Genomic DNA, 14,050 nt, shown 5'->3' with positions numbered 1-14,050 from the left:
GCAAAACCTCAGGAGAGCCCGATGAACAAGCATAGCGCGCTGTCTTCCGTTCTGGCCGATGTAAACGTCGCAAATGGCCTGCCGAACGAACACTACATCGATCCGACCGTTTTCGACGAAGAAAAGCGTTCTGTGCTGTATGCCAACTGGTCAGGGGTCGGGTTCGGCAAGGATGTTCCTGAAGAAGGTGATGCGAAGCCTGTCGACTTTCTGGGCATGCCGCTGCTGATTGTCCGGGACAAAGACGGCGAGGTTGGCGTTTTCCAAAACACCTGCCGCCACCGCGGAATGATCTTGGTCGACACGCCCCGGAAGATCGGCGGCGCAATCCGCTGCCCCTATCACAGCTGGTGCTACAGCCTGAAAGGCGAGCTGCGCGCAACGCCGCATGTGGGTGGTCCCGGCCAGAACAAGCACGAAGACGTCAATCGTGAAGACCTGGGTCTCGTCCGCGTGCGGTCCTACGTCTGGCGCGACGTGATCTTTGTGAATGTTGACGGCACAGCGCCCGAATTCGAAGAAGTTCACGGCGCTCTACTGGAGCGATGGGAAGAGTTTGACAAACCCGTCTTTCACGGCGGTGAAACGTCGTCGTTCAAGCTGGAGGTCAAAACCAACTGGAAACTGGCGGTCGAGAATTATTGCGAGAGCTATCACCTGCCGTGGGTACATCCCGGTCTGAACAGCTATTCCCGGCTGGAGGATCACTATAACATCGAGGTACGCGGCCAGTATTCCGGACAAGGCACAATGGTCTATCGCCAGTTGACAGATCAGGACGGAGCAACGTTCCCGGACTTCGATGGGCTAAGCGACAAATGGGACGAAGGCGCAGAGTACATAGCGCTGTACCCGAACGTTCTGTTGGGCGTTCAGCGCGACCATGCATTCGCCATCGTTTTGGAGCCAGTAGATCAGGAAAACACGGTAGAACACATCGAATTATACTACGCAAAAAGCGTCGAAGACACGCCCCAACATGACGGGCTGCGTGCCTCGAACGCGCAGCTGTGGAAGACGGTATTCGAAGAGGATGTTTTTGTCGTCGAAGGCATGCAGAAAGGCCGGCATGGGATGTTGTTCGACGGCGGACGGTTTTCGCCCGCTATGGACGGGCCGACGCACAACTTCCACCATTGGGTCGCGACGCAGGTCGAAAACGGTCGCGCGGATTAACCTCTTTGAATCGGTCGGCTGCCAAGTGGCCGACCGGTTGATCGTAGAAGGGGACGCCCATGGACAAACAGGAACTGGATCGCCTCTTGCTGGCCGCGCATGATCGAAATGATCATGCCGATCTGATCCGATGCTATACGATAGCCGCGGATGAGCATGAAGCGATGCAAGACATCGACGCCGCCTGTTTCTACCTGACACATGCCTTCATTTTCGCGCTGGAATCCGGCGCGCCCGAAGCTGATGCGCTGAACCAACGGCTGGTCGCATATGGCCGGGCGCATAAGCTGGATTTCTGAGTTTAGCCTCAGATTAAACTCACTCAACCCAACATGAAATTTATGTCCGTTGCCGGTGCCTTCGCGATGATGACACATGGCTGCGGAACCAACTTTGATACGGCAGGCTTATGAAAACGAATGCACAGGCGGTGGTGATTGGCGGCGGGGTGATCGGGTGCTCGATCCTCTATCATTTGACCAAACTGGGTTGGTCTGATGTGGTGCTGCTGGAACGGGATGAGCTGACATCAGGCTCGACCTGGCATGCGGCGGCAAACATCCACGGGCTGCATGACAGCACCAATATCAGCCGCATTCAGCATTACACGATGAACCTGTACAAAGAGCTTGAAGCCGAAACCGGCCAAAGCTGTGGCGTGTTCCAGCCCGGCTCGCTTTACCTCGCTCAAACCGAAGAACGCGAACATCAGCTGAAGCTGCAAGCCGCTAAGGCCAAGCTTTACGGCATGAACTTTTATGAGATCAGCATCGAAGAGGCCCAGTGTTTGAACCCGCTGGTCAACTACGATGGCATCCGCTGCGTGATGTACGAACCAGACGGTGGCAATGTGGATCCATCGGGCGTCACAAACGCCTATGCGGTGGGCGCCCGGCAACGCGGAGCCGAGATCCATCGCTTTACCCCCGTCACGGCGACTGACCAGCAAGAAGATGGCACCTGGATCGTACGAACACCCAAGGGCGACATCCACACCCCTTGGGTCGTCAATGCCGCCGGTCTGTGGGGGCGCGAAGTCGCCAAACTTGCCGGAATTGAGCTGCCCCTACAACCGACCGAGCATCAGTACTTCGTGACCGAAACAATGGCGGACGTGGCAGCGCATGGCACCCGGCTGCCCTCGGTCAGTGATCGTGACGGCGAGTATTACTTGCGGCAGGAAGGTCAGGGCCTGCTGGTTGGCGCCTACGAAAAAGATATGAAATTCTGGGCTGAGGACGGCACTCCCCTAGACTTCGCGCATGATCTCTTCCCCGACGATCTGGAACGGATCGAAGAGAATATGATGAACGCCATTGAACGCCTGCCCGCTGTTGGTGAAACCGGGATCAAACGCGTCATCAACGGACCAATGATCTGGTCGCCCGACAGCAACGTGTTGATGGGCCCGGTACCCGAGGTTGACGGATATTTCTGCTGCAATGGCATCATCCCCGGATTTTCGCAATCCGGTGGCATGGGCCTGATGGCGGCGCAATGGATCATCGAAGGCGAAACGCAGTACGACATGTTCGCATGGGATATGGCGCGGTTCGATGACTGGGCCACGAAAGAGTTCACCATGGCCCGTGTTAAGGACCAGTACGCCCACCGGTTCGCCATTCACTTCCCCAACGAAGAGCGCAGCGCAGGTCGTCCGGCGCGTACGCGCCCTATCTATGGCACCCAAACTCAAATGGGTGCCGTCTTCGGCCTGAATGCTGGTTGGGAACATCCGCTATGGTTCGCAGACACTCCGGGCGCCAAAGACACCAATGGTTTTACGCGTCAGAACTGGTGGGGACCGGTTGGCGAGGAATGCCGTATGCTGCGTGACCGCGCAGGGATCATCGACATCTCGAACTTTGCCAAATATGTCTGCAAAGGCCCCGGGGCCGAGGGTTGGCTCAACGCAGTTTTCGCCAACACGATGCCTAAGGCTGTAGGTCGGTCCTGCCTGACGCCGCTGATCTCGAAACGCGGAGGAATCGCTGGGGACTTCACCGTTACCCGCGTGGCCGAGGACGAATTCTGGATCATCGGTTCAGGCATGGCGGAACGCTATCACAAGCGGTTCTTCAAGCAGGTTCCTCTGCCCAAGGGCACCACTTTCGAAAGCAAGACCCAAGCTGTGTGCGGATTCAACGTCGCGGGCCCAAAATCGCGCGAGATTTTGCAACGACTCACTAATACTTCACTCGCCACCGAGGATTTTCCGTTCATGCGGTCGGCGAAAATCGAACTGGCCGGGATCAAGGTGCTGGCCCTGCGGGTCTCGTTCACGGGTGATCTGGGGTGGGAGGTGCACTGCGCCACCGAAGATCAGGCCAACCTGTACGACGCGCTGCTTCAAGCCGGTCAGGAATTTGGCGCGGGTCCAGTTGGCAGTCGGGCGTTGATGTCTTTGCGCGTCGAAAAGGGGTATGGATCGTGGAGCCGCGAATACAGCCCCGAATACTGGCCGCATGAGGTAGGTCTGGATCGGTTGTGCAAGTTCAGCAAAGGCTTTCTGAACAAGAACGCAGCCGAGGCCGTTTTAGCTAACCCTGCCCGCGAACAGCTTGTCCTTTTGCAACTGGATGAGGCCGACACCAGCGCGTCGAACGCCGACGCGACTGGCGGTGAGCCAATCTTCAAAAATGGTCAGGGTATCGGCCGCGTGACCTCAGGCGCTTATGGTTATTCCGTCGGCATGTCTCTGGCGCTTGGCTTTGTAACCGATGCCAAAGCAGGGGATGAGGTCGAAGTGATGGTATTGGGACATTCGCACAAGGCGACCATTCTGTCCGAGCCGCCTTTTGATCCAAATGGTGAAATACTGCGCGGCTGAATAAACCGTGAACGGTGCCTGACCCTACGGGAAGCTGTTCTCACGCATTCCAGCACCTATAGTCTGACCCAACCATATCGGTCGTTTTGGGAGGGACGGGCGCATGGAATATCAAACCGATATGCTGATCGTCGGCGCTGGATTTTCCGGCCTGACGATGGCGATTGAGGCCCGCAAACGCGGCATCAAGGACATTGCGATCCTTGAAAAAGCGAACGAGATTGGCGGGACGTGGCGTGAGAACATCTATCCCGGTGTCGCGTGTGATATCCCATCGCACCTCTATTCCATGGCAACGCATCTGAACCCGGACTGGAGTCGGGCCTATGCGGGCGGCGCTGAAATTCAGGCCTATCTGAAAAAGGTCTGCCTTGATGAGGGGATTTACCAGCTGTGCCATTTCAGTCAGCAGCTGAAATCTGCCCGCTGGGACGGCATGCGCTGGCAGGTGGAAACCGAAAGTGGGCAGCGCTGGTCCGCGCGGTTTCTAGTCTCAGCCATAGGGGCGCTGCATCTGCCCAGCATCCCCGATTTACCCGGTGCGGACAGCTTTCCCGGGCCTTGCTTTCACTCTGCCGAGTGGGATCACGACACGTCGCTTGAGGAAAAACGCGTCGCAGTTGTCGGAACCGGCGCATCCGCTGTCCAGTTTGTTCCAGAGATTGCAAAAACTGCTGCACACGTCACAATCTTTCAACGCAGCGCGCCCTATGTCCTGCCCCGCCCGGATGGACCAATCGCGCCGTGGTTACGCCGCCTTTACCGCAGCATCCCGGTGTTACCTTGGGCACGCCGGAAACTGATTTACATGGTCTTCGAGTATCGCCACCGCGTGTTCCGCGGCGAAAAACGGATGGTAAATTTTGCCATGAAGATGTGGCGCAAATCGTTGGAAAGCGCGATCGCCGACCCAGGCTTGTGCAAACAGCTGACGCCGGACTATAGGATCGGTTGCAAACGCATCCTCAGCTCAAACGATTGGTACCCGGCACTGGCGCGTGAAAACGTGACGGTTCTCCCGCACGGTGTGGCATCAATTGAGGGCGATCAGATCATTTCATCTGACGGAAGCCGTACACAGGCCGACGTTCTGATCTGGGGCACCGGGTTTCATGTGACGGATGTTGTTGAGCGCCTCGACATAACGGGATCCGATGGCTTGACACTGCGCCAGGCATGGTCGGACGGGATGAAAGCGCATCTGGGCACCGCCATCGCAGGTTTCCCCAATTTTTTCATCTTGCTCGGGCCACATACTGGCCTCGGTCACAACTCGGTTGTGCTGATGATCGAAGCACAGGTTCGCCACATCGGCCGAGTGCTGGACCAGATGAACCGCGACGGACTACTAGTCATAACACCCCGCCCGGACTACCAGGAAGCCTTCGAACAGGAGATGCGCGAACGGCACGAAGGCAGCGTATGGCAGGTGGGTGGCTGCGCCTCATGGTATCAGGATGCACAGGGCCGGAACACGACGCTTTGGCCCGGGACCGTTTCAGAGTATGAAAAGCGCATGGCGCAATCCGGGCTGGAACAATACCAACCTGCCCCTTCCTCAGGCGGAAAGTGATGAGATGACCACAATTCTAGTTATCGCCCTTCTGGTCGGCGGCTTCTTTGTCGGCATGAACCTGTGGACCCGGCGACTGACCCGGCAGGGGTTGCAGCGCGTCCCGCAACTTGGACAGATTGTCCCGGTGCGCGGCGGCAGCATTCATTACGTGGAAAAGGGCGACCCCACTAAGCAGACAGTCATCATGATCCACGGGCTTGCGGGGCAACTGCAGCATTTCACGTATTCTCTGATGGACCTGTTGGCGGATGATTATCACGTCATCGCAGTCGACCGCCCTGGCTGCGGATACTCAACTCGCGATAGCGCCGATCTTGGGCGCCTGCCGGAACAGGCCCGCATGATTCAAGAGTTTCTGGACACCAAAGGCATTTCCAACGCCGTTCTAGTCGGGCACTCATTGGGCGGGGCCGTATCGCTGGCCATGGCGTTGGAACACCCGGAGAAAACCAAAGCGCTCGCTTTGCTCGCCCCGTTGACGCAAAAGCTGTCGAACACGCCGCAAGTTTTCAAACCGCTGGAAATACGTACCGAGTGGTTGCGCAACTTTATCGGCAACACGATCGCTGTCCCCATATCGGCTAAGACCGCCCCGCATACATTGGGAGCCGTTTTCTATCCGGAACCCGCGCCAGATGACTTTCTGGACCGCGCCGGCGGTGCACTGGGGTTGCGCCCTTCGGCCTTCATTACCGCGTCGCAGGATGTTGTAGGGGTGGATGAAAGTATCGGAGCCCAGGTAGACCGCTATACCGACTTGTCCGTACCCGGCGGCATTCTGTACGGGGCACAAGACACCATACTTTCACCCAACGCCAACGGTGCCCCCATGACCCGGTTCGGGCTGAGCGACGAAAAGATAGAAGGGTTGGGCCATATGATCCCGATCACCGCACCCGACGCCTGCGCGGCCTTCATTCGTAGAATTGCTGATACTGCTGGGGTCGCTGAACAACAGGCAACCAAAGCAGATTGATCGGGGCAAAAATAATCTCTGTAAGGCGGTGTTTCCCCCTTGACCCTTTCCGGCCCCTCGCTTAAATCGCCTCTCACTCATGGCGGAGTAGCTCAGTTGGTTAGAGCAGCGGAATCATAATCCGCGTGTCGGGGGTTCAAGTCCCTCCTCCGCTACCAAATTCCCCTTAGAAAACAAGGATGCTATGTTTAGTGAACAAAGTCCTCCCTGCGAGTATCTGCTGGGGCTGCAATCACTTACCAAGCTAAGGGTATAGCTTTCTCTCCTCTCTGTAATGTAGTTGATGCCTAATTAGTGGACTCTCGGCTCATCATGCGCACGTGGCTTTTCCGTAAGGTTGAACACCTTAGAACCGCTCGACTTTGTCCGTCGCCGGAGTATTTGTTTCGATAATCGCAAGCAAGCTGCGAAATCGGCCGTCGTTCTGGCATCCAACTGTTCAGATTACACGGTCTGAAACGAAGTGTCGCAATCTTGTTGGCTTGGGGCAATCAATTCTGGTCCTCGAAACTTCACAGTCGGCACAGACAGTTCTTCTTGTTTGAATAAAAGGGTTTTCGATTGGGCCGTGACGCCTCAATGTGCGGATTTCGAGCCAGTGACCTGGCTGGCGGTCACTGTTGCGATTTCACAAGCGCAGCCAAAACGAGGATGTACCGCCGAACCCGAGCCTCGGCCCCTTTATCTAGGAATTTCTGATTCGGCACAGTTCATTTTCCTGCAACACTCTGAAATAGTTTCCTTTGATGCCCCAAGCAGCGTAACCTTAGATAAGTTTTGACGGCGCCGGTCTGGGATTGCAGGCTTGTGACGCAGAAAACCGGGGGAGTGAGCATGCATAAGGTAACTATCGTCGGGGCCGGGATTGCCGGGCTCACCGCGGCGCTTCGTTTGTTGGAGCGGGGATACCACGTCACACTGTATGAGCAGGACAATTTCATTGGTGGAATGTTGCGATCCCATAAGGAGCACGACCACGGTGATTATCCGCGCGAGCACAGCTATCACATGCTGTGCAATTGGTATTACAACTTCTGGTCGGTCGCAGAAGATTTGGGGATCGAAGACAACTTTACACCGCGTGAAGCCTTCAAGTTCCTCTATGACGGTGATCTCGACAACATGCCGGAAATGGTGAACCCGGGCGGTATTCAGGATTTCTATCGCAATCTCACCGGCGGCGCGGCGCCGCCTGCTGAACTCTTCCTGTTCATGTATTCGATGGTCGATCTGCTTTCGATCCCGGACAGTGAAGATGACAAGCTTGACCGAATGTCGTTCAACGGCTGGTTGCGTGGACGGCCCTATTGCACCGATGAGGTCGCCCAACTTCATGAGAAGATCTGGCAGACCGTCTGGGCCATCGACAGTTGGCAAGCCTCAGCGCGCAGCTACAAAACATTCCTGAAATATGGCAACCGCGTTCCGGTTCCGCAGCTCTGGCTGTTTGATGGGTCCAAGAAGGACACCCTGATTGATCCTTTCCATGCCAAGCTCAAGCAGTTTGGTGACCGGTTCGAACTCAAGTACCGTCACCGACTTCGCGAAGTTCATCCCAGTGAGGATGGAACTCGGATCGAGCGGCTGGTTTTCGACAAGGTGACCAAGTCGCCATCCGTTAATCCCGATTGGAAGGTCGCAAAGAAAGACATCGTCGAAGATGTAAGCGATGAGAACGTAATCATCAGCATTACACCTGGTGGGATGGCATCGATGGTGACCGATGATTTGTACAATGCCGACCCTGCCCTGGGCCAGTTGCGATATCTGGAAGCCGAGCCGATGGCGTCGGTGGAGCTTTATCTCAAGCGGAAACTACCTGGCATCCCTACGGAAGTGGTGGTTTTCATGGATACGCCCTATGAGATGACGTTCCTAAACTATTCGGCGACATGGGGCCTCAAAAACACATTCCTTTATGTGACGGTATCGGATTTCAAATCGCTGTTGTCTGTAAAACCCGAACGCCGAGACGAAAACCAGAACCTCATTCTGGATCTCAAAAACCCCAAAACCGCGATCGACTATATTCTGCGAGAAATCACTGCCAAGTTAGAGATAACCGAGGCCGATATTGATCTGTTCCAGACCTCTGTCGACACAAATACGGGCGAAGAGCTTTTTGCCAATCTAACCGGCAGCTGGGAACATCGCCCCGAGGTCAACACCAAGTTCGAGAACCTGTTTCTTGCCGGGACTTACGTCAGAAATTTCGCAGATGTTTCGACCGTCGAAGGAGCTTGCGCAACAGGGCTGATCGCAGCCGAAGGCGTACGCCAGGCCGCGCAAAGAGAACCGGACAAAGGCGATGCAGGTAAACCGGTAGAGGTGATCACACCCGATTTCTATCCCAGTCAGATGTTTCAGACGCTCAAGATCGCCTGGGCACCTTATGCCGCCAGTGCAAAAGCCTGGACGCTTGCGGACAAAGCGCTGGGGATCAATAAGCTGTGGCCACCGAAAGACTTCAAGTTTCCGAAGTCAAAATTCACACCAGACCCCGAGAACCTTGGTTCGCTGTTTACGGATTGGCTGCCTGCAAGTAAGTGGAACGAAAAGACTCTGGGCCTGGGTCCAATGTTCTGGAACTATACAGAAGACGGCAAGCCCCGTAAAAAGTAACCAAGAATACCTCGCACGAATAAGAGACGACTGATGACTACTAAATCAATTGCGGCATGGCTGAACGAAATTGGCCTGCCACAATACACCACACTATTTGATGAGAACGGTATCGACCTGGACATTCTTGAAGATGTGACCGGTGACCATCTCAGAGAAATGGGTGTCACGGTGTTGGGTCATCGGCTCAAGATCAGCAAGGCGATCGCGGCGATGAAGCCGGACGCGGCACAGCCCAGACCCAGCGGAGCTATGACGGGTGAGGAAAGCGCCGAACGGCGGCACCTTACAATCATGTTTTGTGATCTGGTTGGCTCGACCGCCCTGTCGGCGCGGCTTGATCCCGAAGACTATCGCGATCTTATGGCGTTGTATCAGGATACTGTTTCGCAGTTGGTCAAAGATGCCAGAGGGCACGTGGCCCAATACCTTGGTGATGGCGTTGTGGTCTATTTTGGCTATCCGGTCGCCCAAGAGGACGCGGCTGAACGCGCATGCCGCGCGGCTTTGGAGATTGTCGAGGCCGTCGCCGGGCTGGATACTGCAGCAGGTGACCGCCTGCAGGCCCGCATAGGCATTGCAAGTGGCTTGGTTGTGGCCGGTGATCTCGACCAGATCGGAGTGAACTCAACCTCTGCCGTGGCTGGGGATACGCCAAACCTTGCCGCCCGACTACAGGGGTTGGCAAAGCCGGGGCAGATCGTAATCGGCAACAAGACGCACTCGCTGTTGGGGGATATGTTCGTCTATGAAGCGCTAGAGAACATCCATCTGAAGGGGTTTGACCCCGGTCAGGTGGCTTGGCGTGTCATATCCACGGCACAGCGTCAGGACCGGTTCACCGTCAACTCGGCACGGCGGCAACTTACACCACTGGTCGGTCGCACGCCCGAGCGGACGCACCTTATGTCAGCCTGGGAGGATGCCAAATCAGGTAAGGGGCGTGTCTGCCTTGTCTCTGGTGAGGCCGGCATTGGCAAAAGCCGCCTAACATATGAGGTGGTTGATCAGGCCAAGGGCGAAGGCGCCACCGTCCTTCACCTGCAATCCGCGCCCTACTTCGAGAACACGGCCCTGTATCCCATCCGCCGTCAGATCGAGACCTTGCTTGGGTTCACTGAAGAGGATGATAGTGACGCCCGGCTAGACAAGCTGGAAAAACTGGTAGTCGCCGAAGATAATCTGAACGAAGCGCGCGCCTTAATGGCGTCGTTGTTTTCTCTGCCCTGTGACAGGTATCCACCGCTGAACCTGTCGCCCGAGCTGCAAAAAACCCGTACGATCGACATGCTAATCGAACAGGTCATCGTGCAGGCTAAGCGGGCACCTCTTCTGGTGCATTTCGAAGACCTGCACTGGATCGACCCCACATCGCTGGATTTGCTGACCAAATTCGCCGCCAAACTCGCCGATCATCAGATCTTGTTGCTTGTGACCTGCCGGCCGGAATTCACCCATGACTGGCAGGCAGATCACCTGATGACCTGCGAACTGGCGCGCCTCAAACCCGCAGAAGTCGAAAAGCTTTTGGACAGCATGACAGGGTCGGATACGTTTTCTCCTGAACAGCGCCAGCAACTGCTGGAACGATCGGATGGCGTGCCGCTATTTGCCGAAGAGCTGACCCGCTCTGCGATGGAATTCAGAAACAGTGCGGATCTGGTGCCTGAAACCCTGCAAGACAGTTTGATGGCGCGTCTCGACAAGCTGGGGGCTGCCCGAGAATACGCCCAGATCGGCGCCGTGATCGGCCGGGAATTCGATGTCGACCTGCTGTCTCAGGTGACCGGAACTCCGCTGCCCGAGCTCTCGGACTCGCTTTCGCAACTGGGTGATGCAGACCTCGCATACCCGGACCAAACCGGCCAAAGCCTGATGTTCCGCCATGCCTTGATTCAGGAGGCTGCGTATCGATCTATATTGCGGCGGCGGCGGCAGCAATTACATGGAAAGATTGCCGAAACGCTGGAAGAAAAATTCCCTGAACGTTGCAAGTCCGGTCCGGAACAGGTGGCAAACCACTTTGTTGCCGCCGGACTTGGTGACCGGTCAGTCCCCTATTGGCTGACGGCAGGCAAATCCGCGTGGGGCCGGGCTTCGATGAAAGAAGCGCTCGCTCAACTCAGCAATGGTTTGGAATATGTTGGAGACGTCGATGACCTGACGGATCGCGCAAAGCTGGAGCTGCAACTGCAGTCGACCATTGGCGTGGTGCATTTTGCGGCGACCAGCTACGCTTCGCCACAGGCGCAGACCGCATTTGAGCGCGCCCGCGAGCTATTTCTGGATGTTGACGATCCAGACCTGCGCGTCGCGGTTCTATACGGGATCGGGGCCTTCGAAACCATGCGTGGCGACGTAAGCTCAGGGCATGATACCTTTGCGGCGCTTGCTGACGAGGCGACGCGCAGCGGCAATACCCGTTATGAAGTTTATTCCGCCTCGATGCAGACTTGGTCGCATTTCAACCGGGGCGATTACGCCGAGTCGGTGCGTTATGGCGAACGGGTGCTGCAGCTTTATGAAGAAGGCATTTGGGACCAGCCCGGGCCACGCCTGTCGGCCGCAGAACCCAAAGTGATCTCAGAATGTTTCCGGGCAGCGGCGCTTTGGTCTCTGGGCCGCCCGGATCAGGCGGTGAAGGTTGGTAATGACATCCTGAATTACACCCGGTCGCTGCCAGACCCCTACTCGCTTGTTTATGCCCTGTCGAACGGTGTGATCCGCATTCACGACTGGAACGGTGACTGGGAACAGGTCATGGACCTGACCGAAGAATGCAGCGCGGTTGCCGGAGAGTACGGGTACAGGTTCCTGGGTGTCTGGGCATCGTTCTGGCGCGCCCGGGCGATGGCAAAACTCGGTCAACTGGAACAGGCCGAAGAGATCACGGCCACGGCTGTTGCTGCCTGTAAGAATGCCGGTGTCCATTATCACCGCGTATGCTTTGAAGCCAATCACGCGCGCTTGCTGCTGGCGCAGGACCGGATCGAGGATGCCGCACGTGTTCTGGACGGGCTAGACCAACCATTGCAGGATGGAGGCGAACTGAACCACGTACTTGACCTGAGCCTGGTCAAAGGGGAACTGGCGCAGAAACGTGGCGATACCAGTGGCGCAGAGCGGCATTATCGCGCTGCATTTGACGCAGCTGAAAGCCGGTCCGCGCTGGCATGGCAACTTCGCGCAGCTTTGGGGCTGGCAACCTTGCTGCCTACAAAAGACGCACAGCGCGCGCTTGTCGAACCGCTGATGGCGCAGTTCGAAGAAGGGTTCGACAGCCAGGATCTGAAAGCGGCACGCGCCTATTTGTGATCAGCGGGCTTCGCCCAAAGCGCGTGTGCGATCCACAAGTGTGATCAGCTTTTTGGGGTTTTGGGCAAATCGTTTGGCCTCGGCTATTGCGCTGGCGGCGATCCGGTCCAGTTCGGCCTCGGCTTCTGGCAAAGCGGCGCGAAAGGCCTCGGCCAGCGCGTCGTAATTGCTGGGGTTCGGATCGCGGAACATCTCGGCAATTGCAGGTTCGCGTACAGCTATCGCGGCCGGCAGGGTTAGAATCCCGTCGCGAATGTCCTCTTCACCGCCGCCGCCCAGGGCTTCAGTTCCACGCACGTCGGACACGTCATCGCAGGCGTGATACAGGGTGCCCAGCAGACCACCGAAATGGCGCAACCCCTCGCTACGGTCGCCTAGACAAGCAGCCACCTCAAACATCGAACCGGTGTCTTCCTGCGCCAGCTTGCGCCAATCCTCGACCCCGCGCGGCATCGTGCGGCTGTTCCACTGCGCGATCTCGGCCGCGCCAAGCCGGGACATCAGCTCGGACAACAACACGACCACCTGCGGCTCGGTCGCCATCATCCGATAGCCTTCCGCAACCATGAACCCGGACGTCATCAGCGCCGCAAGTTGCCCAAAGGCCGTGTGCATGGTCGGTTTGCCGCGCCGTTCGTCCGACTGGTCCAGAATGTCGTCCACAACCAGCGTCATGTTATGAAACAGCTCAAGCGTTACGGCCGCCTGGATGGTTTCATCCGTGATCTCCTCGCTGCCGACAGCCGTCTGACAGGCAAAGATGGTCAATGGGCGAAAATACTTTGAGCCGGCCAGAAACTGTTCTTCCAACTGCGGCCGCATCTCGTCGGGTGTGGATTCAACCCACGCGCCGATGGCAGTGCGCAACCGTTCGGTCTCAGACTCAAATCCCAGTTCCGGTATCACCCAATCGGCACGGGCACCTTCGTTATTCATGGTTTGGATTTTGCATAGCGATGGGGGCCTTCCCGGTCGTCACCCTCGGGGCCGACTGACTTGCGAAGCTCAGCCTCGATTTCCATAAGATCACGTTGCAACAGTTTTGCCTCACTCAGCGACAGATCCGATATCTCGCGCAACACGGCACGGGCCTTGTCCAGCACGATCAGCTGTCTGGCTTCCACTGACGGGCCATCCGCACTGGGTATGGTTGCTTCGATCGCGTCTGTCCCTTGGGTCGAGACGATGGTCGCAATCTGCTGCCAATACCGCAAAGCTGAACTGAGCCACCGGGCTTGCGCCTGCGCAAGCAGAAACATCACGTCGGGCTCAACCCGTGCACCCTTTTCGCTGTAGTCCCGCAGCGACCCCAGAACACCCTCAAGCGCTTCCAGATACATCGCCACCATATCGTCAATCGAGCCAGGGTTCCCAAACTCATTGCGTGATGATCCGTCGTCTTGATCCATCTTGCTACTCCATTGCCCGCATCGTCATAAAGTTCTGTAGATTCAGAGTTTTGCTACCGATTTCCACTGTATATTCACACCGCGTTCGGGCATGGGTTGATTTGATTTTCAGTAAAACAAGAAGATCGCCGCGCAATCAAGTACCG

Annotated in this window: 9 protein-coding genes and 1 tRNA gene; 8 read left to right on the top strand and 2 right to left on the bottom strand. The window is 56.7% G+C overall.

Annotated features, from left to right (window positions below; translation table 11 throughout):
- The first annotated feature begins 21 nt into the window (after positions 1–21).
- The 8 genes from QMP16_RS20045 to QMP16_RS20010 all read left to right on the top strand — a co-directional run bounded on the left by QMP16_RS20045 (position 22) and on the right by QMP16_RS20010 (position 12,495).
- On the top strand, positions 22–1,176 hold the full coding sequence (locus QMP16_RS20045; protein ID WP_282153835.1) for an aromatic ring-hydroxylating oxygenase subunit alpha: 1,155 nt from the start codon (positions 22–24) through the stop codon (positions 1,174–1,176).
- 59 nt (positions 1,177–1,235) lie between these two features.
- Positions 1,236–1,475, top strand: a complete 240-nt coding sequence (locus tag QMP16_RS20040) for a hypothetical protein (protein ID WP_282153834.1) — start codon at positions 1,236–1,238, stop codon at positions 1,473–1,475.
- A gap of 110 nt (positions 1,476–1,585) precedes the next feature.
- A complete protein-coding gene (locus QMP16_RS20035) occupies positions 1,586–4,006 on the top strand; it encodes a GcvT family protein (protein WP_282153833.1) in 2,421 nt (806 codons plus the stop codon).
- A gap of 103 nt (positions 4,007–4,109) precedes the next feature.
- Positions 4,110–5,579: a flavin-containing monooxygenase gene (locus QMP16_RS20030; RefSeq protein WP_282153832.1), complete on the top strand. Its 1,470-nt coding sequence runs from the start codon at positions 4,110–4,112 to the stop codon at positions 5,577–5,579.
- 4 nt (positions 5,580–5,583) lie between these two features.
- Positions 5,584–6,558, top strand: coding sequence for an alpha/beta fold hydrolase (locus QMP16_RS20025; protein ID WP_282153831.1), 975 nt, complete (start codon positions 5,584–5,586; stop codon positions 6,556–6,558).
- Between the two features lie 81 nt (positions 6,559–6,639).
- Positions 6,640–6,716, top strand: a tRNA-Met gene (locus tag QMP16_RS20020).
- Positions 6,717–7,392: 676 nt separating this feature from the next.
- The gene (locus QMP16_RS20015; RefSeq protein WP_282153830.1) at positions 7,393–9,180 is read left to right on the top strand and encodes an FAD-dependent oxidoreductase; all 1,788 of its coding nucleotides are present in this window, start codon (positions 7,393–7,395) and stop codon (positions 9,178–9,180) included.
- 33 nt (positions 9,181–9,213) lie between these two features.
- Entirely contained in the window at positions 9,214–12,495 is a 3,282-nt protein-coding gene (locus tag QMP16_RS20010) for an AAA family ATPase (protein ID WP_282153829.1), read from the top strand.
- Here QMP16_RS20010 and QMP16_RS20005 read toward each other — a convergent pair whose 3' ends face one another.
- Both QMP16_RS20005 and QMP16_RS20000 read right to left on the bottom strand, forming a co-directional pair.
- Entirely contained in the window at positions 12,496–13,431 is a 936-nt protein-coding gene (locus QMP16_RS20005) for a polyprenyl synthetase family protein (RefSeq protein ID WP_282153828.1), read from the bottom strand.
- Positions 13,428–13,904, bottom strand: a complete 477-nt coding sequence (locus QMP16_RS20000; protein WP_058273394.1) for a hypothetical protein — start codon at positions 13,902–13,904, stop codon at positions 13,428–13,430. Before QMP16_RS20000 ends, QMP16_RS20005 begins: the two co-directional genes overlap by 4 nt.
- Positions 13,905–14,050 lie beyond the last annotated feature (146 nt).

The organism is Ruegeria atlantica (genome assembly GCF_947495585.1).
Classification (GTDB): domain Bacteria; phylum Pseudomonadota; class Alphaproteobacteria; order Rhodobacterales; family Rhodobacteraceae; genus Ruegeria; species Ruegeria atlantica_G.
This window is presented reverse-complemented; position numbering and strand designations above follow the sequence as displayed.